Source organism: Dyadobacter sp. SRI_021 (genome assembly GCF_057586235.1).
In genome coordinates this window covers 1-23,890 of record NZ_JBYCZM010000001.1, presented here as the reverse complement: position 1 = coordinate 23,890, position 23,890 = coordinate 1, and the positions used below count along the sequence as shown (strand labels likewise).

The 23,890-nt window shown below is 51.9% G+C and carries 20 protein-coding genes; 12 read left to right on the top strand and 8 right to left on the bottom strand.

The window, feature by feature from the left end; translation table 11 throughout:
• Positions 1-222: 222 nt before the first annotated feature.
• The 4 genes from AC2YIT_RS00100 to AC2YIT_RS00085 all read right to left on the bottom strand — a co-directional run bounded on the left by AC2YIT_RS00100 (position 223) and on the right by AC2YIT_RS00085 (position 4,055).
• Positions 223-1,224: a TolB family protein gene (locus AC2YIT_RS00100; RefSeq protein WP_487277851.1), complete on the bottom strand. Its 1,002-nt coding sequence runs from the start codon at positions 1,222-1,224 to the stop codon at positions 223-225.
• A 64-nt stretch (positions 1,225-1,288) separates the two neighbouring features.
• Entirely contained in the window at positions 1,289-2,002 is a 714-nt protein-coding gene (locus AC2YIT_RS00095) for a hypothetical protein (RefSeq protein ID WP_487277850.1), read from the bottom strand.
• A 19-nt stretch (positions 2,003-2,021) separates the two neighbouring features.
• The gene (gene xth, locus AC2YIT_RS00090) at positions 2,022-2,795 is read right to left on the bottom strand and encodes an exodeoxyribonuclease III (RefSeq protein WP_487277849.1); all 774 of its coding nucleotides are present in this window, start codon (positions 2,793-2,795) and stop codon (positions 2,022-2,024) included.
• Positions 2,796-2,810: 15 nt separating this feature from the next.
• Entirely contained in the window at positions 2,811-4,055 is a 1,245-nt protein-coding gene (locus tag AC2YIT_RS00085) for an ATP-binding protein (protein WP_487277848.1), read from the bottom strand.
• 73 nt (positions 4,056-4,128) lie between these two features.
• On the opposite strand from AC2YIT_RS00085, the gene AC2YIT_RS00080 reads away from it, so the two are divergent.
• Positions 4,129-4,332: a hypothetical protein gene (locus AC2YIT_RS00080; protein WP_430843542.1), complete on the top strand. Its 204-nt coding sequence runs from the start codon at positions 4,129-4,131 to the stop codon at positions 4,330-4,332.
• On the opposite strand, the gene AC2YIT_RS00075 is transcribed toward AC2YIT_RS00080, so the two are convergent.
• Entirely contained in the window at positions 4,298-5,323 is a 1,026-nt protein-coding gene (locus tag AC2YIT_RS00075; protein WP_487277847.1) for an ankyrin repeat domain-containing protein, read from the bottom strand. The two genes, AC2YIT_RS00080 and AC2YIT_RS00075, sit on opposite strands and share 35 nt — an antisense overlap.
• A 118-nt stretch (positions 5,324-5,441) precedes the next feature.
• Positions 5,442-5,924 carry a DUF7678 domain-containing protein gene (locus AC2YIT_RS00070; RefSeq protein WP_430843544.1) on the bottom strand — a complete coding sequence of 161 codons (483 nt, stop codon included), beginning with the start codon at positions 5,922-5,924 and terminating at the stop codon, positions 5,442-5,444.
• Between the two features lie 341 nt (positions 5,925-6,265).
• Here AC2YIT_RS00070 and AC2YIT_RS00065 point away from each other — a divergent pair, with 341 nt between their 5' ends.
• The 5 genes from AC2YIT_RS00065 to AC2YIT_RS00045 all read left to right on the top strand — a co-directional run bounded on the left by AC2YIT_RS00065 (position 6,266) and on the right by AC2YIT_RS00045 (position 13,818).
• Positions 6,266-6,796, top strand: coding sequence for a hypothetical protein (locus tag AC2YIT_RS00065; RefSeq protein ID WP_487277846.1), 531 nt, complete (start codon positions 6,266-6,268; stop codon positions 6,794-6,796).
• A gap of 134 nt (positions 6,797-6,930) precedes the next feature.
• A complete protein-coding gene (locus AC2YIT_RS00060) occupies positions 6,931-7,548 on the top strand; it encodes an RNA polymerase sigma factor (protein WP_487277845.1) in 618 nt (205 codons plus the stop codon).
• Between the two features lie 101 nt (positions 7,549-7,649).
• Entirely contained in the window at positions 7,650-8,759 is a 1,110-nt protein-coding gene (locus tag AC2YIT_RS00055) for a FecR family protein (RefSeq protein WP_487277844.1), read from the top strand.
• A 174-nt stretch (positions 8,760-8,933) separates the two neighbouring features.
• On the top strand, positions 8,934-12,278 hold the full coding sequence (locus AC2YIT_RS00050) for a TonB-dependent receptor (RefSeq protein ID WP_487278478.1): 3,345 nt from the start codon (positions 8,934-8,936) through the stop codon (positions 12,276-12,278).
• A gap of 19 nt (positions 12,279-12,297) precedes the next feature.
• Positions 12,298-13,818 carry a RagB/SusD family nutrient uptake outer membrane protein gene (locus AC2YIT_RS00045; protein ID WP_487277843.1) on the top strand — a complete coding sequence of 507 codons (1,521 nt, stop codon included), beginning with the start codon at positions 12,298-12,300 and terminating at the stop codon, positions 13,816-13,818.
• Between the two features lie 279 nt (positions 13,819-14,097).
• Here the strand turns inward: AC2YIT_RS00045 and AC2YIT_RS00040 are convergent, their stop codons facing one another.
• On the bottom strand, positions 14,098-14,493 hold the full coding sequence (locus AC2YIT_RS00040) for a hypothetical protein (protein WP_430843549.1): 396 nt from the start codon (positions 14,491-14,493) through the stop codon (positions 14,098-14,100).
• 240 nt (positions 14,494-14,733) lie between these two features.
• On the opposite strand from AC2YIT_RS00040, the gene AC2YIT_RS00035 reads away from it, so the two are divergent.
• The 3 genes from AC2YIT_RS00035 (at position 14,734) to AC2YIT_RS00025 (ending at position 20,193) form a co-directional block, all read left to right on the top strand.
• Positions 14,734-15,243 carry a phage tail protein gene (locus tag AC2YIT_RS00035; protein WP_487277842.1) on the top strand — a complete coding sequence of 170 codons (510 nt, stop codon included), beginning with the start codon at positions 14,734-14,736 and terminating at the stop codon, positions 15,241-15,243.
• 31 nt (positions 15,244-15,274) lie between these two features.
• Positions 15,275-16,297, top strand: a complete 1,023-nt coding sequence (locus AC2YIT_RS00030) for a phage tail protein (protein ID WP_487277841.1) — start codon at positions 15,275-15,277, stop codon at positions 16,295-16,297.
• 65 nt (positions 16,298-16,362) lie between these two features.
• A complete protein-coding gene (locus AC2YIT_RS00025) occupies positions 16,363-20,193 on the top strand; it encodes a T9SS type A sorting domain-containing protein (RefSeq protein ID WP_487277840.1) in 3,831 nt (1,276 codons plus the stop codon).
• A 1-nt stretch (position 20,194) separates the two neighbouring features.
• Here AC2YIT_RS00025 and AC2YIT_RS00020 read toward each other — a convergent pair whose 3' ends face one another.
• Positions 20,195-21,898: a tetratricopeptide repeat protein gene (locus AC2YIT_RS00020; protein ID WP_487277839.1), complete on the bottom strand. Its 1,704-nt coding sequence runs from the start codon at positions 21,896-21,898 to the stop codon at positions 20,195-20,197.
• A gap of 260 nt (positions 21,899-22,158) precedes the next feature.
• Between AC2YIT_RS00020 and AC2YIT_RS00015 the strand changes: the two genes are divergently transcribed.
• The 3 genes from AC2YIT_RS00015 (at position 22,159) to AC2YIT_RS00005 (ending at position 23,711) form a co-directional block, all read left to right on the top strand.
• On the top strand, positions 22,159-22,551 hold the full coding sequence (locus AC2YIT_RS00015; protein ID WP_487277838.1) for a hypothetical protein: 393 nt from the start codon (positions 22,159-22,161) through the stop codon (positions 22,549-22,551).
• Between the two features lie 99 nt (positions 22,552-22,650).
• Positions 22,651-23,391, top strand: coding sequence for a uroporphyrinogen decarboxylase/cobalamine-independent methonine synthase family protein (locus tag AC2YIT_RS00010; RefSeq protein ID WP_487277837.1), 741 nt, complete (start codon positions 22,651-22,653; stop codon positions 23,389-23,391).
• Positions 23,352-23,711 carry a hypothetical protein gene (locus AC2YIT_RS00005; RefSeq protein WP_487277836.1) on the top strand — a complete coding sequence of 120 codons (360 nt, stop codon included), beginning with the start codon at positions 23,352-23,354 and terminating at the stop codon, positions 23,709-23,711. The genes AC2YIT_RS00010 and AC2YIT_RS00005 overlap by 40 nt, the downstream gene beginning before the upstream one ends.
• Positions 23,712-23,890 lie beyond the last annotated feature (179 nt).

Below are 23,890 nucleotides of genomic sequence, written 5' to 3'. Positions count from 1 at the left end.
TTCATGGCGAAATATACGTAAATTATAATACGAGAAATTACTTCTAATATCAAATTGAAATCTTACTACAAGAAATCGTCACTGGTGTGGTATTTATTTGCGAAATAATTTCAACATTCCGACTATGTTGGATGACAACGTGATAAAAGTAAAAAGCCGCCCCGCTGGCAACAGGCAGCGATGGCGGCTTTTTACGGCAATTGCTTGTCGTTGTTATCCGAATTACCAGAAGCGTTTGAGACCGGTCATGTATAGGTCATATCCTCCTTTGCCACCCGGGCGGTTCGATGAGAAGAGCATCAGCCAGTAGTTGAAATTCGACAAACGGGGAAGGACAGGACGGTACTCGTTGTAGGACGAATTGATCCGAGGTCCGGCATTGATCGGCGCCGACCATTTGCCGTCTTTGTATTCGGAATAATAGATGTCTTCACCTCCCTGTCCGCCGGGGCGATCGGAAACGAAAACCATCATATCGTCCTGGACGTAGGGGCATTTGTCGTTGTACGGGCCGGAAAGCTCTTCGACTTTTCTCAGCTCGTATTGGGCGGGTGCTACGAGGCTTTCTATCGTAATGTGCTCTGTTTCCTTGCGGGGGATTTTCACTTCGTAAATATCGAAGTTGCCACCGCGGTCGGAGCAAAAGTACAGGCGGTCGCCCATCCAGGAAAAGCTAGGGTAGGCGTCATTTGCCGGCGAATTGAGATAGTTAACAGGCTCAGCCCCGGAGGTGCCGCGTTTGGCATATTTAATGTCCATTTTACCCGAGGAATCGTCGGCATAGAACAGAAACAAATCGTCCTCCGCATCGCCAAAAGAGGTGAGGTCGTTACGAAGTGAAATCAGCCTGGGACCGTACACATTGAAATTACCATTTGCCTTGTCTACCAGCTGCCCGACATCACTGTAAATGTCACGGGAATATACACCGACCGTCGGCTTTAAACCTTTTTTAAGACTCAATCGCTTGCTATAATCCATATAGGCACGTGTGTGTACGAGATTTAAGAGGTCTTTCCTGTCTCGTTTCGAAGAAAATACAAGATATGCATCCCCGTGCTTGTTAAGTGGCAAAGAGGAATTGTAATCGTCGTACTCAGAATTAAATTCTTCCAGATTAACGACGTCCGAAAGGAATTTGCCGTCCTTTCTGTCGGGGTCCATACCAGGAGGCCAGCAGCCGAATACCAGGAAAAGGATGATAATAGGCAGGAGCTTTCTCATAGATCAGCGGTTTAAGTTTGTACACGAATAGACACAAGAGAGCTCCCCGAGTGTTGCGGCATAGTTACTTTATCAATGTATCACAGTAAGCAAGCAGCCGCGTCAGATCTGCTTCCTTAGCGAAGTCAACCGGCTTTTCCCGGAGGTACTGGTCAATCTGCTTCCTGTGAGCCGGGTAGAGTTTTTTGATGCTTCCGGTGGTAGGGACATAGAAGCGGTTGTTGTTGTCGATCAGATAATGGGCTGTGCGGTAGGTGAATACACCTTCTGCATTGGTATTGAGCTTTTTGGAGGTTTGGGCCTGGTCGCTGGAATAGGAACGGAAGGTCGTGACGGACGACGCGGTGTAGGAAATACCGTAGGGCCCGCCTTTCTCGGTGCCTATCCTGGCAAGCACTTCCCGTTTACCCAGTGCGGCCCGACCGTAAGTGCTTAATACCTCAGCGTATCCGAAGCGTTTGTCGAACCGGTAGGATTTTTCGCCGATCGTAATGTTTTTCAGGATTGCCTGGTCGATGATTTCCAGCGTATCCAGCTTCGCGTCGAGAAAAAGAATATGTCCGCCGACGTAATTGTAGTTGAAACGTGCCGTAGAAGTACGTCCGTCGATAAATTCCGCTTTGCCGGTTGTAAATTGGCTGAGTTGATAGCGGTCGGCATAGGGTATCACTTTGTCGGGGTACTCGCCTGCTTTGATCTTGAATACTTTTTGTGCCTGTGAATGTGCGGAATAGGAGCACGCAGCCAGGAGGACAAAGAGGGTTACAGGTTTTTTCATATATGTTTTTTTGAAATTTTCAGTCTTTCAATTCGATCCACACCGGCGCGTGGTCGCTGGTTTTTTCCCAGCCACGCACCTGCTTGTCCACACCCGCGCCTGTGAGCCTGGGTACGAGATGCGGGCTGAGCAGGAAGTGGTCGATGCGCAGGCCGGCGTTGCGCGCGAAAGCATTCCGGAAGTAATCCCAGAAGGTGTAGATCTTTTCATTGGGGTATAATGTCCGGATCGCGTCGGTCCAGCCCTGAGCGGTCAGTTTGGCAAATGCCGCACGGGTTTCGGGGCGGAAAAGTGCATCGTCGACCCAGCTTTCGGGCTTGTAAACGTCCAGCTCGGTGGGCATTACATTGAAGTCGCCGGTGAGCAGTACAGGCTTATCTGCTGCCAGGAGGCTTTCTGCATGCGTATGGAGCCGATCGAACCAGCGCAGTTTGTAGTCGAATTTCGGGCCTGGGGCCGGGTTGCCGTTCGGCAGGTATAAGCCGCCGATCGTCAATCCGCCGATCTCAGCCTCGATGTAGCGGCTATGGACATCTTCCGGGTCACCCGGGAGCGTGCGACGAATTTCACGGGGAAGTTCATTCCTGGAAAGGATTGCTACACCGTTCCAGCTTTTTTGTCCGTGCCAGATCGCCTTGTAACCGGCATCCAGAATTGCCTGCTCCGGAAATTTCTCCTGCGGTGCCTTCAATTCCTGCAAACAGACAATATCGGGCGCGGTTTCTGCCAGCCAGCGCAGCAGCACAGGCAATCTGCCGTTGACCCCATTGACGTTGTAAGTAGCGATTCTCATAATTGACCCGATGGGTTAATAGGATAATGGCAATAGTATTACAAATGTCGTGCCCTTTCCGGGACTGACTTCTGCTTTGATGACACCCTTGTGGTTCCGCACGATTTTGCGGCAATAGGCCAGCCCAACGCCCTCGCCCTGCCTGAATGAGCCGGTAGGCAGGCGGGCGAAAGTATCGAACACTTTTTCCAGTTGGGAATCCTCTATTCCGATGCCATTATCCGCTATCCTGATTTCCAGGTAAGCCATTTGCAGCGGTTCGGGCAGCAGATCATCGATTTCGTGCAGTGCAAGTTCACGGCCGGTAATGCGGATGCGCGGCGGGTTTTCGTGGCCTGCGAACTTGACCGCATTGTCGAGCAACTGAAAAAAGAGCTGCTCCATTTGCTCCGGGACAGCCATGATGGAAGGCAGGCGGTCGGTTTCGACGATAACGTTCCGCCGTTCGATCTGCGGCATCAGTTGCGTGGTTACGTCGGCCAGCACGTGATCCAGGTCGATATGCGCAAATGCATGGCTGCTGTTCAGTCCGGAGAAGTCGGATAAGTCCTTGATCATCATCGAAAATTGCCGGGCGCTGCTGCGGATCTTTACAGCCAGTTCCTTAACCTTTTCAGCTTCATGGCGATCGGTGGCATTCACCAGCATGTCACTGAAAACCCGCAGCTTGCGAAGCGGTTCCTGCAAATTATGGCTCGAAATATGGCGGTATTGCCTGTTTTCGTCGTCCGATACAAGCAGCTGGGCGGCCAGGTCGTGCATGGCAGTGCGCGTGCGCTCCATGAGCGAGAGGCTATCGAGGTGAAAGGCCAGTAGTTCGGCAAAAAGGTGAAACATCCCGATCACACGCGGGTTTTGCAATTGGTTCGGCTTGGGGTCGATGGCAAAAAGTGTCCCGAAAAACTCCCCGCTCTTTAACCTGATCGGAAGGGAAATATAGCTTTTGAAACCATAAATCCGGGGCGTAGGGTGCCCGGCATAGAATTCATTTTCATCCACATGATCGATCACCACGGCTTGCCCGCTGTCGCGGATTTCGTTGCAGATCGTCGTTCCGATTTCTAGTTCGTCGCCAGGTTTCAGCCCGAAGCCTGTTTCGTCCTGCACGCTGCACGCGACCCAACGGTCTTCTGTCACACGCGCCACGCCGGCAAACCCCATACCCGTCGAGCGGCATATTACTTCCAGCACGGTTCTGACGATCGGTATCCGGTTTACCTTTTCAACATCGGCAAATAAAAAGTCGTCAGGTTGTACCATTTTTCCAATGTGGGATAGTGGGTGGATTAGTAAATTTAGGTGCCGGGTTCCGGATAACCTAAACTTACTTCTGATGAAAATTTTCTTTCTTTCCCTGCTTATTGCAGTGGCGGCTTATGTGGTCGCAGCGGTGGGTGGATATTTTCTGATTCATAAATTGTCGTCGAATACCCATGATAAGTCGATGGAAGCTACGATGACGGCGGCATTCGTATTGGGACCCCTCGCCGCGATTATCGCATTCATTGCCGCGTATTTTTATCTCCGTTCGCATTGACTGCCGCCAGACGTTCCGCGAGCCGGGTAAAACCGGAAGGCGGGATTTGTCCCCAGCTCTTGAATTGCTTCGATTGATAATCTACGGCCTGAAAAATATCCCAGCCGCTTTGTGTTTTGTAATGAGGATCAGCTCCGTAATCGAGCATGACATTGCAAATATCCCAGGCTTCGGCGCTCGCTGCGGACAGGAGCATGGATGTGACAATGACACGCTCATCCTGTTGCGGCGGGATGATATTGGGATCCGCACCGTGTTCGAGCAGCAGCCGGACTTTCTCTGTCCTGGTGGTATCGGACCTGTCGCGATGGATGGCCTGGAAAAGAATGGGTGTTCCGGTTCCGGCTTCGCGGGCGTTCGCATCGGCCCCGTGTTCGAGGAACCATTTCAATATGGCAGGGTCGTAATCGATTACCCTGAAATGCGTGGGGGAATGCTTCGGATCGCCGTTATCAATTTGGGCGCCATTTTTTAAAAGCACGTCGAAACAAGCTATAAGTTGGGCCGGATCGGCCTCAAAGCCTTGTAAGGCCACAAAATCGAGCAGCGTAACTTGATCGCGGCCGCTTTGATTGAGCTCTGGCACAGGCTGGGCGAGGTCTGTGCTAAGTTGTTCGGCGTTAAGCGCTGCAATAGCTACGGCGAGTTTTTGCCGGGGCGCATCTTTGAAATAATAGGAGCCGTTAGCACGGGCGGTGTCTTCGTCGGCCCAGCTGGCATTGCGCCATTTCTGAATGATCGGCGAGGCGATGAGCATAATCACGGCCATCACGGCGGGTGCGGCGCTGAGTACCAGCACCATGATGCGTGTAAATGGAAATGGTAGCAGGTTAATCGCCGCCAGAATGCCCAACGGAATAAACAGCATGATCACGTAGCCGCTGGCGATGCGGTCGTCGGAGGAATCCGACCGGGCAAATAGCAGCAATCCGATGAGTATTGCCGTGTAGAGGCCCAGAAGGCACCAGCTTACGAGGGTGATTGTTTTCATACTGCCAAATTAGCTACCCGGAGTGTTGCCTTATGTATGGGTAAATCACCTTTTTATTGAGCGGCTGGGCGCGGCCGGCTAGGCGCGGCCGGCTAGGCGCCCCCGGCTAGGCGCATGCTCAATGCGTGGCGATGAATTCGTCGAGCATTGCTTTCACGGGGTGGTAGTAGATTTCCGCGCGACGGCTCGGGCGTATATCCCAGCCGCGGTCGTAATTGACGATGCAAGCCCCGATGAAGTTGTTGGTCGCTTTCCTAACCGCCGGATCCCAGATGGAGAGTTTGGAAATGCGGCCTTTTTCCATGGCCGTTTTGGCCGGCGTTTTCAGTATCAATGCCGAAAACTCGTACTGGTTCACGGTTCCCGACACCCAAACCGCACCTTCGATCTGCGGATCGTTGCTTTGATCTTTTACTTTTGGGCGGATTGGCACCTGACCTTTCAGCGGCAAGTCGGTCTTCTTACTTTTCAGATAGGCATCAATGGCACGCATAGCATGCTCGGCCGGATCGATCCCGTCGAACTCGCTGAGTTCGTATAATCTTTTGATTTGAAATTCAGTAAGTTGTATGTGTTTTCGATATGCTTTTTGCTTCACCATAACCCTTCTTAGTAGCGCACATTCAAACATACGCAGCTTCCGGGACGGATTCAACGGCTTGCCGGCATTTTGTGCCGTAGGGATAGAAATTTGGATTTATACCGATTCTTGATAAGATGTTTGCAGGCCTTTTTTCATTCCGGAGCGCTTTCAAACCGTTGCGATTAAGACACTAATAGTAGCGAGAGTATTTGAACGCACCCGGGTATCGACGGTGTGTTCTGTGACAACAACGCCATGGCGATGGGTGCTTATCAGGTTCTGGTAGCAGCAGGGAAAGCATCATTGATGTTTTTGGCTTGATTATCTGTAAATTATCGCATTCACTCAAAATTTGGGCAATGCGAAACCACGAACCGCTTATCGACGAGCTCCTGGGACGTTTCAAACAGGAGATCGGCGCAGACCTTGAAAAGTACGCCAATCACGTTCACCGGATTTTCGAAACCTGTGTGATGCGTGATACCGACCCTGCTAACCGTCATAAATATGCCATCGCAGCTGTGTTTCACGATATCGGCATCTGGACAGCCCGTACGATCGACTACCTTCCGCCTTCCATCGAGCAAGCCGAGCATTACCTGAATACCGCGCAAGGAGGCGCCGGCGTGAGCGAAATCACGACCATGATCTACTGGCACCATAAAATCCGGCCTTATCATGGCGCATTTTCGGTAACGGTCGAAACTTTCCGGAAAGCGGACTGGACAGACGTCTCGCTTGGCCTGCTTACATTCGGTGCTGACCCGCAAATGCTTCGTCGCCTTCGCCGCAAGTTCCCGAATGCAGGATTCCATTGGTTTTTGATACGGAAGATCAGCGCCAACCTTTTGCGCCATCCACTCAACCCGCTGCCGATGTTCAAATCGTAAGGAGGGAGATAACGTATGTTGTAAGCGTTAGTTGAGGGGTATAATAGTCTTAAGATTAAATGTGAGGAATGGTAGTAAGAATGCAGCCTGGGCTGCTTTTTGTCTGCATACCTGGCTAAAATTCATCCGTTTTCATGAAGCCTTTAACCCGTTTGAAACTCCGTCTCGACCTGGATTTGGAAGAAGAGCAGAAGCTGTGGCGGGAAATGCTGGTGGGGGATGTCACCGCTTTTGAACACCTTATCGACCGTACGTACGACCTCCTTTTCCATTACGGAACCAAGTTCAACAGCGATCGCGAGCTGATCAAGGATTGCATTCAGGATGTTTTTCTCGGTGTTTGGGAAAAGAGGGGTACATTGAACCCCGAAATTCCTCCTAAACCGTATTTACTTGCCTCGCTCCGTCGCAGGTTGCATCGCCTTGCCTCCCGCTTACGGATGGATTGCATGGATTACTACAATGAATCGGACATCGTTTTCGATATTGAGTTCAGTGTTGAGTACCGACTGATCGAATCCGAAAATGACCGGCGGCTGGCTTCCCGGATGGCCAAAATGCTCAATGAACTTCCCAAACGGCAAAAGGAAGCCGTTTTTCTGCGTTTTTACAATGATATGGAGCGTGAACAGATCGCGCTCGTGATGGACATTCAGCCCCAGTCCGTTTCCAATTTATTGCAAGAAGCATTCAAGTTTATCAAATCGCATTGGAAGGCCATTGTTTCACTCGTACTGGCCCTGTCGTTTTGAGCCTGAAATGCCTCATTTAAAAAATTTCAAAAAAAATCAGAAAAATACAGTATCCCGCCCCAGAAACGGTCTAATGGTGTTTGAAAAGCTAAATTTTGAACATGGACCGTTACCGCAATTTCAGTTTGGGGGAGTTTGTATGGGATAAGTCGTTCCGCAACTGGGTGTTGAACCCCACACGGGAGGACAACGAAGCCTGGCAGAATTGGCTCGCCGCCCATCCCGACAAGCGTGAAATGGTGGAGCGCGCCCGGCAGTTGGTGCTTTCGATCCGGCCGGCAAATGCCTCATTATCAAATCCTGAAAAACGAAAGGCGGTGGAGCGGATCGTGGAAAAGCTAGACGCGATGAACCAACCGGAAAACGGCCAATCGTCCTGGTACGCAGGCCGCACGGTGCGCATTGCTGCGATGCTGGTGCTGCTGGCCGGATTTGCCTGGCTATTCTGGCTGCGTCATCAACAGCCTAAGGTCATCGATTATGACCAACTTGTGGCCGAGGCGAGCGAGGAAATGCACGAAACGGTGAACACTACTGCGGAGCCGCTGGCGGTCGACCTTGAAGATGGCAGTCGTATTATGCTCGATCCGGGAAGCCGGATGAGCTATCCTGCGCGTTTCGGCGGAACACAGCGCAGGGAAGTTTTTCTTTCAGGAAAGGCATTTTTCGACATTGCCAAAGATCCTTCCAGACCCTTTTTTGTGTATGCCAATGAGCTGGTAACCAAAGTCTTGGGTACCAGTTTTACGGTCAGGTCCTTTGCTGATGAGCAAGAGGTTTCGGTAGCGGTGAAGACCGGCAAGGTGGCTGTGTTTTCGAGGGAAGATCCCGAAGCAGCCGACAAGCAGAGTTCCCGGGAGCTGACGGGCATGGTGATCGAGCCCAATCAGCAGGTAGTATTTGTTCGCAAAACCGTCAAAATCACTAAAAGCCTCGTGCCTGAGCCGGAAGTAGTTGCGGAGACTGGTGCAGCACCAAATTTTGAATTCGACGAAGCACCGGTTTCGGCCGTATTCGGCGTGTTGCAAAGCGCTTACGGTATCGATATTATTTACGACAAGAACGTCATGGACGAGTGCCCCATCACCGCCACGCTTACCGAAATGTCGCTTTACGAGAAGCTCGACCTGATTTGCAAAGCCGTAGATGCCAGCTATAAGAGCATCGACGGGCGGATCGTGGTGGAAGGAAAAGGGTGCAGAAATAACTAAATAAAAAGCCGGCCCATGCGCCAACATGGCCGGCCCGGATATCCTCAGTGGTTAGCAGACCGTCACATCTCATGCAAATGGGATGAGGAGGAAGATTTTGCCAAGTATCAATTAACAAAACCGTTCAAATTTATGAAAATATCGGTACAGTTCCATCGTAAATGGTTAGTTCTTATGCGGATAAGCGTCGCGCAATTGGTAATGTCGGTTTGGCTGGTCGGGAGCGCGTTCGCGGCGGACGTGCGCGCACAGGAGTTGCTCAATAAGCGTATCAGCCTGCAAGCCCAGGACCTGGAAGTGAAGAAAGTCCTGCACCAGATCGAAAAGCAAGCCGGCGTCCGGTTCATTTTCAGTTCCAAATTGATCCAATCGGGCAGGAAAGTGTCTATCCAGCAATCGAATCAGGAGCTTTCCAAGGTATTGGAAGAGTTTCTGGTGCTGTTGGGACTTACCTATGAAGTTTCGGGTAAAAATATTGTGATACGCCCGTCGGAAACGCCTAAATGGGGATCGGGGGAGCCGGAGGCTTCGGTGAAAAGCGGCTTGCAGGCGGCTGCGGAGATCACCATCAAGGGCCGCGTGACGGATTCGGAGAGTAAGGAGCCTCTGCCGGGCGTGAATATCCTGGTTAAGGGTACGCAAACGGGCACGTCCACGGACGCTAACGGGAACTACACCTTGGTGGTTGATAATTCGGATATTGCCTTGATTTACAGTTTTGTAGGTTACGAGCCGCAGGAAGTGCAGGCAGGGGGCCGGACGGAGATTGACATTGCCCTCAAAACCGACGAGAAATCACTGGAAGAGGTGCTCGTGGTAGGATATGGTACTGTCAAGAAAAGCGATATTACCGGTTCGGTTGCGTCCGTGAAGTCACAGGAACTGACAGCCTATCCGGCGCTCGGGACCGTTCAGGCATTGCAGGGCCGCGCGGCCGGCGTGCAGATTCAGGCCAACAACGGCGAACCCGGCTCGTCGTTCAAAGTACGGATCCGCGGAGGTACCTCCATCAATGCCAGTAGCGACCCGATTTACGTAGTCGATGGGTTTGTGGGCGGTACATTGCCTCCACCCGAGGATATCGAATCCATCGAAATCCTGAAAGATGCCTCGGCAACAGCTATTTACGGATCACGCGGCGCCAACGGCGTGATTATGGTAACTACCAAAAAGGGGACTTCCGGAAAACCGCGTATCGATTTTAATACCTCGTTTTCGAGCCAAAAGGAAATCAACCGTCTTGATCTGCTGAATGCGAAGCAGTTCATTGACTATATACAGGAGGCCCGGCCGACTGTCATGCCGCTGGGCGGTGACACGGACTGGCAGGATGAGATCTTTCGCCGCGGCGGTATTCAGAACCACCAGTTGTCGGTAGCGGGTGGTAGCGAGGCGGTGAAATATTACGTCTCGGGTGCCTACTACGATCAGAAAGGCATTATTCTCAATTCGGGCTACAAACGGTATTCAGTGACGAGTAATATTGATATCAATGCCACCAAGCGGCTGAAACTAGGGCTGAACCTCTTCGCACAACGAGTGTCGCGCCAGCAATCGCGTACCCAGGAGGGATCGGGTGGGCTTACGCCCGGCGTGATGTCGGCGGCACTGAAATTCGAGCCCGACCAGCCTATCCGCGACGCCAATGGCCGCTTTACCGTGGGGCGCCTCAGCGATCCGATCGATAACCCATATGCGATTGCGACGCAGCTGCAAAACGAGTCGCTGGCCGATCGCATCCAGGGTAATCTTTATGCGGAATACAATATTCTCAAAGACTTGAAATTCAGGGTGACGCTGGGCGCTACTACGAATAGCGGCCGTACGGGTACATTCACGCCCACGACTTTGAATGATGGCCGCAATGTAGGCGGAGCAGCAACGGTGAACGGCTCGAAAAGCACCTTGCTTTTGAACGAGAATTATTTGACCTACAACAAAAAGATAGGAGCATTGCACGATTTGTCGGTGATGGCAGGTTATTCCTACCAGAAGTCATCCAGCGAGTCCTGGGGAGGTTCGGGACAGAATTTTATCACAGACGCCGTCTCTTACTGGAACCTGGGTGGCTCATCGGTATGGCAAAGCCCGAATTCGGGGTTGACGGAATGGGTGCTGGCATCCTACTATGCCCGGTTGACGTATTCTTTGGCCGACAAATACCTTTTCACGGCCAATATTCGCCAGGACGGTTCCTCGAATTTTAGCAAGAACCACAAATGGGCTACGTTCCCGTCGGGGGCATTTGCCTGGAAAATGTCGGGCGAGCCATTCATGCAGAACTTTTCCGCGATCAGCCAATGGAAGTGGCGTGTGAGTTACGGTTTGACGGGTAATCAGGCCATTGAGCCATATCAGACCATGGCGCGTTTCTCGAATGTGTACGCGATTATCAATGGTACACCGGTGAATGCGGTCCGCCCGACCACCGTCGCCAACGACGACCTTACCTGGGAAACGACGCACCAGTTCGATGTGGGCGCGGATGTGAGCTTGTTCAACAACCGCATTAACCTCGTGGCCGATTACTATCGCCGCGTGACCAAAGACCTGCTTTTCAGTGTGCAGCTGCCGCAATATTCGGGGTATACCAACCAGTTGCAGAATATCGGCGAAGTCGAAAACAAGGGATTTGAGTTTACATTGAATACCCGCAACCTGGTAGGTGCTTTCAAATGGAGCACCGACATCAATTTTTCCTTAAACAGAAATAAAATCCTGAAACTGCCCGCAGGAACCGACATTCTGTACGGTTCGGCGCCAGGGCATATGGTAGGGATGGGTCAGACGCAGATCCTACGTGAAGGTTACCCGGTAGGCAGCTTTTACGGGTGGATTTATGACGGGGTATACCAGGAAGGTGACAGCTTCATTCCCGGCGGTGGTTTTGAAACCGTAGCAGGCGGGGAGAAATTCAGGGATATTAATGGTAAAAAGGACTCGAATGGCCAACTGACCGGCCAGCCCGACGGCATGTTGAACAGCGACGACCGTACCATTATCGGTAATCCGCACCCGAAATTTACCTGGGGTATGAATAACGATTTCAGCTGGAAGGGATTTGACCTCAATGTGTTCTTCCAGGCTTCGAAAGGCAACGACCTGCTGAGCTATACTTTAATGGAGCTCAATTTGCTGTCGGCCATTAACAATGCGACAACCGAGGCATTGGACCGCTGGACACCGACCCATACCCATACAGACGTGCCCAAAGCCGCTGTCGGCCGCACACGCAGGGTGTCCACGCGATGGGTTAAGGACGGCAGTTTAATAAGGATGAAAAATCTGGCAGTTGGCTATAATTTTCCCAAACCCGTGCTCGAAAAGCTCAGGATCAGCAAGCTGCGCATTTATGCCAGTGCCCAGAATATCCTGACTTTCACCAAATACAAAGGCTACGATCCCGAAGTGAACTATTCGTCGGACGGCAATACCGACAGTAACCGCAACCTCGGCCTCGACTACGGCAGCTACCCGAACGCGAAATCGTACACCATCGGCCTGAACCTGGGTTTTTAAGCATTAAACGGACATGAAAATGAAGCACTTATTTAATAAATCAATATTTCTGACCGCTGCGGTTTCGCTGCTGCTGGGCTGCGCGGACCTCGACGAAAAGCCGATAGGTTTGCTGGCACCCGAATCCCTGTTCAGGACTTCCAAAGATGTGGAAACGGCCATTATGGGCGCCTACGGGTGGATCGCCACCGAAAGGCTCTATGGCCGTCAGTTTGTATCGGCGCTCATGCTGCGAAGTGATATGGAAGACATCGGCGACCGCGGTACGCCGGCCGAACGCCAGCAGGTGAACGACTTCAATATGGATGATAACAATAACATGGTCAATCAGTTCTGGCCGGTATGGTACCAGGTGATCAGCTCCACGAATGCGGCCATTTTTGGTGCGCAGCAGCTCAACCTGCCCGAAAATACCGGAAATCCGCTGATGGCGGAGGCCCGTTTCATCCGAGCATTCGCCTATTTCCACCTCGTGCAAGTGTTCGGCGATATTCCTTATATCGACTATTTTATCAGTAACCCGGAATCCGTCAAGTCTATTTCCAAAACGCCTGCTGCTACGATTTACACTAATATCATTGCCGACCTGGAATTTGCGAAACAATGGCTGCCGGACAAGCAACCGTCGGAAGTCCGGAGCCGCGCCACCAAAGGTACGGCAGCTTCTTACCTGGCCTCGGTGTATCTTACGATGGCCCAATATCAGAAGGCTTACACCGAAGCGAAATGGGTGATCGACAACAAGGACAAGTTTGGTTACGCACTCGAACCGGATTTTCAAACCCTCTTCAAGGCACCGCAAGCCCCGAATATGAAAGAACACATTTTCGACATCGACTTCCTGGGCCTGAAATCCGGTGACGGTGGCGCTAATGACGACATTATGGCGCCTATGACGGGCGTGCGCGGAGGCGATGCGCCGCGCAGCGGATGGAGTGTCATCGTGCCGTCGCTGAAAGTGTATAGTACCTGGGATGATCGCGATTACCGCAAGGAGGTGAGTTTTGACGATTCGCTGCTTGTTGGCGGCAAGCTCGTTCCATACACCGAGTTTACGAATACGAAACGTCCGCATATTGCCAAATATGCACGTTTTGCAGGTAATTCCAATTCTGAAGGCCGCTATTCCGATCATAACTATGCGGCCATGCGCTATGCGGAGATCCTGCTCATAGCCGCCGAGGCGTCGGTGGAAGTGAACGGGCCGAATGCGGAGGCGCTGGGATATATCAACCAGATCAGGGCGCGGGCCAGAAACTGGGCCGGCAGGCAGACGACCTTCCCGGAGGATGTGAAAGCGGGGCTGGCCAAAGACGCGTTAATCGACCTGATCCTCGATGAACGTCGCCTCGAACTGGCCTTCGAATACAAACGCTGGTACGATATCAAACGCCGGAACCTGGGAGAAAAGGTTTTCAAAGGCCCTAACTCGCTGGAACCTCACGAAACATTCAATGCGGGCAGGGATTACCTCATGCCGTTGCCGCGTATAGAGTTGCAGGTGAATCCGAACCTGGCGCCGCAGAATCCGGGGTATTAGCCAGATAGTTTTGAATGATTGACCGGTCGCCGGAGCGATGATAGCATCATTGAATGAGTGAATGACTGAATGATTGAATGAGCCGCCGTGGAACGGGGAATGACCAATGCGGTGAAAATCGCGTAGCGATGTAAGATTGGTAGCAATTGAATGGGTTATGGCTGGACGAAAATCCCGTCAGGGATGTGACGACAATGCCGTGGCGACGCGCAGGCGATGCATTGTTGTTACATGCCAGGGGCATTCCCGCGAATACGTATATTTTGGTTGGTACCGATATTACATGCCTGACGGCATTGTTTTGGCTTTTGACAGTTCGAGGGCTTTCCGGATTTCATTGCTCTCATTCTTTGCAAGGAGAAACGTCCGCTCAGTTACCTGATCCGTAATTACATTATCGGCGAGTAGTAATCTTACTTGAATGGGTTGTTGATCGAGCCAGCCTTGCTCGCTATTTCTCAGCTCAGCAGGAACGAGCGGTTCGCCGAAATCATGGACAGCGCTTTTGAATTGAAATACCAAAACCGGAATCCCGTGTGTCCACTCCACATGGCATTGGATTTGATTGGTTTCGCTGAGAAGGCCGTCAGGGAAATGGGTGTTTTTAAGGATAATGTCGAGCGTGTGGGGGCGTGGGAGTACGCGTATATAAGGTGACCTTGCGGGGAGTGACATAGTTTTCAGAATTTCTTTATATAATCAACAAAGCCCGTCCTGGAATGATTCAGGGCGGGTTTTTGTGCTTTTGTGACTGCATTTTGATAATTGTGACGTTTTTGTGACACCGTTTTTTAGGCCTCCGGTGACATCCGTTGCTTTATTTGTTAATGTCCGGGGCGGCCTTTGGGCACCCATCGAGCCAAACCGGATATCAATCATCTTCTATCATTTACCTATTCAAAAACCTTTCACGTTATGGAGAGTTTCGTTGGAGAAATCCGGCCGTTTGCCGGTAGTCGTGTTCCGCAGGGCTGGCACCTTTGCGATGGTTCGGAGCTGCTAGTGAGCGAGTACGAGGCCTTATTTTCATTGATCGGATTTATTTACGGCCGTAGTGCCGGCGACACCAAGTTCCGTCTGCCCGATCTGCGGTCGAGAATACCGCTGGGGGAAGGGCCAGGTTACAACCTGGGCAAACCGGGCGGTGAGGAAAAAGTGAAACTGACCACCGAAAATCTGCCCAAGCACAGACATCCGGTGGCATGTAGCACCTCCAGCACGAGCAATCTCCCAAATGCTGCGAACGGACTCTGGAGCGCTTCCGCCGCGAAGGGGTTTTTGTACAATTCGGTCCCCGGAAAGATAGAAATGAACAATGAGAGCATCCAGGCAGAAGGAAAGGGAGAGGGACACGAGAACCGCATGCCGCTGTTTGCGGTGTCATTTATTATTGCATTGACAGGTATGTACCCCAGCCGTCCCTGATATCTCTTCAAACATCCAAACTTACATGCTTATGTCTCAATATATATCTGAAATCAGACTATTCTCCTTTCCATTTGCTCCTGAGGGGTGGGCCAAATGTGATGGAGCGACCTACTCTGTTGCGAACAATGTCGTTTTGTTTAAGATGCTAGGGCACAAGTTCGGCGGCAGCGGCGATCATTTTTGTCTCCCCGATCTGAGGGGCAAGGTGATGATCGCCAATGGAGAAGTGCCCCGACCAGACTTTCTGCGTTCCGGCAAAGAAAAACACGTCCTTACCATTGAGGAAATGCCCGCACACAGTCATTCTGCGGTGGCAAGTTCCAAGGGGGTCGATACATACGAGCCTAAAGACAGCTTTTGGGCCTCGGATGTAGGTTATGTGTCGACCATAGATAATCAGATGCACCCGGGTACGCTAAGCGATGCAGGCGGCGACGTCGCGCATAATAATATGTCGCCTTATTTACCACTAAACTATTGCATTGCAATCAGGGGCGACCATCCCGAGGGCGGTTACCGGGAGGTAAATGAATTTACCGGTGCTATCAGACCATTTGGCAAATCCGTGGATGAAGGTGTATGGCTAAGATGCGATGGTAGGGAGCTGCAACTCGTAGCGTATCTCGATTTATTCAAAGTTATTGGTTATACCTATGGAGGTGTGGAAAACAGGACATTCCGGCTTCCAGACTTGCGAGGCCGTGCATTGGTGTCAAGTGGTACGCCTCCGGAACTCACGCATTACAAAATGGGAGAGACGGCCGGCCAATCCGAGGTAAAACTGACCAAAGACCAGATTCCGCGGCATAATCACAGGGCGCTGGCCAGTGCGACTTGTAATTCGCAGCAACCCAACAATTGCGGGTGGGCCGTTAATTCAATTCTACGCCCGTCCTCCAACAGCTTTGCAAAGGAAAAAGGGGATGGAGCGGTCATGAATGCCAGGGCATTCGGACTTATGGGGGACGACAAAGCCCACAGCAATATGATGCCCTATCAGGCAATGGAGTTCATGATCTGCTCACGAGGGGATGATCCGGTGATCGCATAAACGCTCACGCTGCCGGGCATTTTCCGGCAGCGTACCCTCCTCTTTATTTTTATCTGAACATTCCAATGAAGCTATTATTTAACAAACGAATGCAATGGATAGCCGTAGCGCTGGGTTGGTGTTTGGCCATCCTGGACATTCCGGCGATTGCCGATACGTTCAACGTGACCCAAACGACCGATGGTACTGCCACTTTCCAGCTGCGTGGGGCCATCCTGGCTGCGGATGCCCTGGGTGGCGGACCGCATACCATTAACCTTCCGGCAGGTACCTACAATCTTACAATGGGGCCGATTGTATTTGGGTCACAGGCGCAGAATATCTCGATCGTCGGTGCCGGAGCTGGTTCTACTATCATCAACATGACAACCACAATGCAGGACCGTATTTTCCTGATCAACCCGCCGGGAACGATACAAGATGTGCAGGTTTCGATTTCGGGTATTCAATTTACCAATGGGAAGAACCCCGCCGATCACTACGGGGGAGGAGCAATACTTTGCGGAGGACCAAACAATGTCATTAGCATTACCAATTGCACATTCGACAACAATATGACCAATTTCCTTGGCGGAGGCGCTTTGGCGATGTCGGGAGGTGGTACGATGACCGTCGAATACTGTACGTTTACAAACAATAGGGTGGTCGCCGACGTATCGTCCGGTAACGGCACGGGAGGCGCCATTTCTATTGATTATTATGGAAGCGGATCAACCCCCGTTTCGGCAGGCGTCACCATTGCCAACTGCGTTTTCTCCAATAATTCCGTAGAAGCTTCTTTCGCGACCTCGGGCGGAGCTATTGGGCTGAGGGCCAGTTATTCCGATGCAAGTCCATCATTTTACGGGAAAATCGAGAAAAACCGGTTTGTTAACAATAACGTGGGGAATAGTACCAGCGGCGGCGAAGGCGGTGCTATTTCGATTTTCAGCAGCTTTGCGGTGGATATCCAGTATAACGCCTTTTCAGGAAGTATCGCGCAGGGGAGCAGGGAAGCGCTCTCTGTGCGGAAATTCGGTAACGGAGCTATCAATGCCACAAATAACTGGTGGGGATGCAATACGGACCCGCAAGCGCCGGGATCGTGCAGCGAGGCCGCGAGGGTAGTGGGAACCGTAGGGGGCGGAACGCTCACAACCGGACCGTGGTTGGTGCTGAAACCTGTTGTCACAAATGCGGTTCTTTGCACGACTTCGCAAACCCAGACCCAAGTGGCCGCCAGTTTTTTGAATAACTCTGCCGGAACCCCAGTGCCAGTCGGTAACCTGACCACCGTGATCGGCTTGCCAGTTGGTTTCAATGCGGTGAATGGCAGCATTTCGTCAGCGGAAAGTTCGATTCAGGCAAATGGAAAAGCAACGGCTACTTACACCAGCAGCGGCATTGGCAGCGGCAGCGTAAACGTAATAGGCGGCTACCTGACGAACACGGACGCCAACGCCCGGACCACAATTGAGACGGGAACAACTCCAGTTATCGGTACACATCCTGCCAAATTGACCACCTGTGCCGGCTCCGCCTCGGTTTCATTCAGCGTCTCGGCCAGCAGCCTTGAAACGCCGTCGTATCAATGGTACCGGGGTGATACGCCGCTGTCCGACGGCAGCAAATACAGCGGAACCCAAACGGCGACGCTGACGGTCTATCATATCGTTCCTGGCGACCACGGTAACCAGTTTAATGTGAAAGTAATCAATTCGTGCGGCGAAGTGACCTCCAACAGCGCAGCACTGAATGTGATCGCCGGCCGGCTGTACGTCGCGGCGGGCGCATGGGGTGAGGGCTCGGGATGGGGCGATGCGCTGGGAAGCCTGAGCGCAGCGCTGAATGCGGCCTCGGGTTGCCCGGGAATTACCGAGATTTGGGTAAAAACCGGCACTTACATTCCGACGGGCACGCCTTATAATACCACTCTTTTTGGGGTGCGGCACAATGCGTTTTATCTGCTGGATAACCTGGCGATCTATGGCGGTTTCGCAGGGAATGAAACGACATTGTCACAACGCAATCCGGGCCTCAATCAAACGATCCTGTCGGGTAACCTCGGGGTGGGTGACAATAGCGACAATTCTTATCACACGGTGGTCTCCGTCAATAATGGTCCCACTGCACTGCTGGATGGCTTCATCATCCGTGATGGAAACGGCAATGGTGTCGGTATCAGTCCCTCTATACGTGGCGCTTCGATTCCCGCGACCCAGGGTGGCGGGATGGTCATGTACCTTTCCTCGGCCGTGATTTCCAATTGTGTAATCACAGGAAACACTGCGGAGCAGGGAGGTGGAATACTCCTGGCCGGTGAAGGAATTTCACCCGGTTTTCGTAATTGTGTTTTCAGTGATAACTCAGCCACCAACGGCAGCGGCGGAGGTGTTTTTAACGCATATAAAACCGGAGCGACTTATCTGAACTGCACCATTGCCCGCAACTCTGCTTCGGCGCAGGGTGGAGGAGTTTTTAACTTCCTGCTGTCAAACCCCGTTTTTGTCAATGCCGTCATATGGGGCAATGGCGCTTCGGAGGGCGCTGGGATGTATGATCAGATTGCCAATCCGGCAGTATCTTTCAGCCTGGTGCAGGGAGGGTACGCCGGGACCGGTAACCTGAGTTCGGATGTTCTTTTTGCTCATCAATCAGATCCGGATGGCGAAGACAACAAATGGATGACCGCCGACGATGGCCTCCGGCTTTCGCTTTGCAGCCCCGCTATTAATGCCGGGTTCAATATGGTTGATCCGGCGATCGATATTACCGCCCGGCCGCGTACTTTTGATCTCGCAACCGATATGGGTGCTTATGAGCTGCAGTCCTACCGTGACGGAAGTAGTTTATCTCAAAACGGCGACCAGGTTTTCCAGCCAATCACCGGCGGGACTACCAACGGTTTCGTCGCCACGGGCTGTCGCGTGATCGCGCAGGTCACGCCTGTGGGAGGTGCGCCCGTGAGCGGAAATGTGCACGCGAAGACATTCGTGGAGGCAGGCGTGATCATAGGAAATGCAATCAAATTTGTACAGCGTCATTATGAAATCCTGCCATCCGACAATGCGGCTAATGCTACTGCACGAGTTAAGCTGTTTTTTGAACAATCGGAGTTTGATGCCTTTAACCTGGCGGTCGGTGGCTCGAAACTGCCTGCGTCCGCTTCGGACGGTGCGGGCATCGCGAACCTGCTTGTGGTCCAGTACCACGGTACTTCGGCCACAGGACAGCCCGGGTCATACAGCGGGGGCATTACAACAATTAACCCCGAGGATAACGATGTTATATGGAATGGGAGCCTGAACCGGTGGGAAATCAGTTTCGACGTAACCGGTTTCAGCGGTTTTTTTATCAGTAATGCCGATCCGCTGCCTTTGAAGCTGGTTGGTTTTACGGCCAAAGCGGTTGAAAATACAACGCAACTAGAATGGCTGACTGCGGAGGAAGTGAACACAAGCCATTTTGAAATTCACCGCAGCGCAGATGCCCGCCATTGGGAAATTCTGCCGGAGCAGCCCGCTGCTGTGGGGAGCGGAGGCCACCGCTATAATTCAATCGACCACGAGCCCATGGCCGGCTTGAATTATTATCGTCTGAAAATGATCGACCGCGCGACGGATCGCATGGATGGCTCTTTCGCATTCAGCCACATCGTCGCGGTGGAGCATCGTAATGCGGTCCCAATGCGGATTTACCCTAATCCGGCGGGCGCGCTATTGCAAATTGAAAGTACCGGGGCAGGTCAGCTTACGGGTAATGCAGAGTTATTGAATGCGCAAGGGACTGCGGTTATCCGCAGCAAACTCGCGAACGGAAAGGCGGAATTGCATGTCGGGCATCTAACCAAGGGCATTTACCTCCTGCGCGTGCAGGGGAGCGCAGGCATTCAAACGCAAAAAGTGGCGATCCAATAGGTCAGATATGCATTACTACCTCTTCCAGACTACGGTCGTCGGGGACGTCGATCTTTTTCAGCAAGCGGTATTTGGTAGTGCGCACGGCATGGCTGCTGATTCCCAGCGTAGCCGACATTTCCTGGTAACCCAATCCCAGTTTAGCCAGCGCGATAAAACGGATTTCGCCCTGGGTAAGGTCCGGAAACTTCTTGCGCAGCCGGTGGAGGTAATCGCCATGGACCTTGCCGAAGAGTTTTTTGAAATAATCCCAATCCTCCTGTGTCAGGATCGTGCTTTCGCGTAGTTGCATCAGGGCCTCAGCATTAGGGCCCTGTTTGTTTTCCAGTATTTCGATCTGCCGGCTTTTCTCAGAAATATTACGGGCAAATTCATTAAGCTGCAACGCGGCGTTTTCAAGCTCTTGTTCTTTTTGCTTGATTTTCAGCTCTTTTAAATGCTGCTCCTGGCGGTGCCGTTTTCGCTGCGTGGTGTATACATATATTGAACCAGCCGCTACGATGAGCATTAATGCGAGTGAAAGGTTGCGTTCGGTGATTTTAAGTTTTTTCTCTGAATCAGCCTTCTCCATTTCTGAACGATGCGCTTGCAATTCGATCTTCTGATGGGCGCGCATCATCAGTTTGGCATTGTACTTGTTGGTCAGACTGTCGCGGGCAAACAATGCGGAGTCCAGGTAGGCTCCGGCGAGCCCGGCTTTGCCCCTTGCCGCGTATACTTTTACGAAAATAGGATAGAGGTCCTGGAAGTGACGATAACGATCGGGATAGGTGTCGCTCAGGTACCTGCGTGCAAGTACTGCCAGTTGCTCGGCTTTATCGAATGCGTTATTTTTCAGGTAAATATTGGCTTGTGTAATGAGCGATTCTGCCGCCAGCCCGAAGTCTTTTTGAACAACAGCCTCGTCGATATTGGCCTGCAGCAGCGGTAAGGCGGCCGCATAATCGCCCCGGATATAACTGTTTTCGCCTAATCCGCCCTTCGCAATGGCGGCCCAGAACTTGTAATTGCCCTCCGACTCCCTGCGGATCACCCGCCTGAAATAATGATCGGAGGAATCAAGGTTACCCTGCTGGCGATAAATAACGCCGATCGTATAAAGCGCGGAGTTGTGCCCGGCGTGCATATCCGGGTTGATTTTCAATGCGAGCACTTGCCTGAACAACGACAGCGCTTTTTTGTAATCCGAAAAATTGTGGTAGGCATGCGCAATATTCGTCAAATGGTAAGTCTTGTCGGGAAGCTCCTCACTGCTGACCGTGTTCAGCAGAGCTTCCTGTTTGATAAAAGTTTCAAATGCCAGCTCGTAGTTCTTGGCATCCGCCCAATAGTAATCTCCCAGCACCTTATGTGCCCGTGTATTGATCTGAATATTATTTTGTGCGGCAGCCCTGGCTGAAAGGTCTTGGAGCAGGGTTGTAATGCGGGTGCTTTGGCTTTTGTACCAAAATGTGAGGTAATAGGCTTTGAGCAGATCGGCCTCCAGTTCCAGGTCGCTATCATGATTCCGCATCGCAAACTCCTTCAGTGAAGTGACCGACGCAAACGCGGCAGTCGTATCCCGCATATTGAGAATGTTGATGTACACAGTATCCAGGCTTCTGAAGCGCTGGGGGTAGGTTTTATGAAGTAAATGATTCCATTGGGCGAATGCAGGGGCCACATTCAGCACCAGCAAAAACAGGAGGGAACGGAATAGCTTCATTAGTTCAGTAACGGGAGTCTGTCCCGACAGAAGGCGGATCAGCGAATAAAGGGTTTATCGGAGTAAATCTAACACTAATCACTTTTGGATACATGGAGGTTTTGTATAGAATTAGTTTGCGGTTGTGAGCTTGATCCGGTAAGTTTTTCAAACTGAACTACCTGAAATGGGATTTTTTATAAATTGATTTAAATGAAATGAATAATTGCTACAACGAATGATGCGGTATTCTTGTAGATTTAAGGTACATCTTCTTATTTATGAAAACGGTTACCAGCCTTGGTCTGTTAGTACTGCTGCTGTCCCATTCGCTGGGATGGTCGGTAGCCGTGCTTTTTGCAGGTAAAACGGCTGGTAGTACAGAACGGAGCGAAACTTTGCAGTCAGAAGCGTCGGCCTGGCACCGGTTTGCGGAATTGTCGGAGCATATGCGGGAAATGCAGCTTGCCAAAACGCCGCTTACACCTCTTGGAAGCGTCTTGAAAACGTTTGGGGATCTGGCAAAGACTTATCTGCCGGGCACGCATATCTACAGTGATTGGGTAGGGGAGATCGACTTGCCTCCTGCGGCAGTCCCTTTTGCGGAACCATTTCACATCGCCGTGGCCGGTGTGTCGAACTGTGCCACGCCTCCACCGGAAATGATCGGATAACATATTTTGAAATGCACTGCCACGGCTGGGGTACTCGTATTCCCCCGGTGCTTGCGTGCACATGTGTACCTATTCATTCACCGTATCATTTCTTTCAAAATGGCAACTATACCTACCGAGCCGATCGGAAGTATTCCGCGGCCCGCTTACCTGCAACAAGCCATGCAGGCTTATGCCCAGGCAGAAATTTCCTCCGACGATCTCGCCCGGCTTTTTTCACAAGCCACCCGCGAAACCATCATATCCCTGGAAGGCACCGGCTCACCGGTCATTTCCGATGGCGAACAGAGCAAACCCAGTTTCGCCACGTACCCGATCCACGGCTTGCTGAACCTCGACGGCGGGGGCGTAGTAATCCCGTTTGAGGATGGGCACACGAGGCAGCTGCCCGTATTGACATCGGGGCCGTTTCGTTACCGTAATTTCGCGGTAGATTATCTTCGGGAGGCACGTAAACATACCGCATTACCCGTCAAGCAAGCCGTTATTTCTGCTTCGGCAATGAGCCTGCTATACCCAGCTGGCGGCATCGACGGTTACCCGCAAAGCCAGTTTATCGCCGATTTGCTCGATCAGGCGGAGGCCGATATCCGCAAATGCCTCGACGAGCGGGCTTACAATGTACAGATCGATTTCACCGAAGCCAGGCTGGCCCTGAAACTCGATCCCAGTCAGGGACTTTTACAACAGTTTATTTCGCTTAATAACCAGGTTCTCGATCGTTTCACTGCTGAAGAGCGGAGCCGGATCGGCATCATACCTGCCCCGGCGGCGACCACGATTCGACCCACAGCGCCGATGTGCCTTACCAGGACTTGCTACCCCTGTTTTTTCAATTGAATGCGGGCAACTTTTACCTGGAATATGCCGGAGAAAAGGACAAAGTTTCCGTTCTGGAATCAGTCCGGCAGAATATCAGGCCGGGGCAGCGTGTATTTCTCGGCGTAACGGATGTTCTGAATGCCAGAATCGAAACGCCGGAGGAAATCCGTGACCTGCTCTTGCAAGCCGCCGAATATATTCCGCTCAATCAGCTCGGTTCCACTGACGACTGCGGTTTCTCGCCCTTCGCCGACGACGTTTCAACCGCCCGGGAGATCGCTTTCGAAAAAATCCGCGCGCGTGTGGAAGGCACGAGGCTGGCGGGAGCGAGGCTATAATTCGGATGGCCAGGGATTGTCAGTGTGGTCATGTGTAGTCATGTGTAGTCAGGTGGTAGTCAGGTGTAGCCATGTGTAGTCAGGTATTGTCAGGTGTAGTCAGGTATTGTCAGGTGCTGATTTGACTCTACGTTTGACCATACCTGACCATTTACTGACAATATCTGACCATTCCTGAC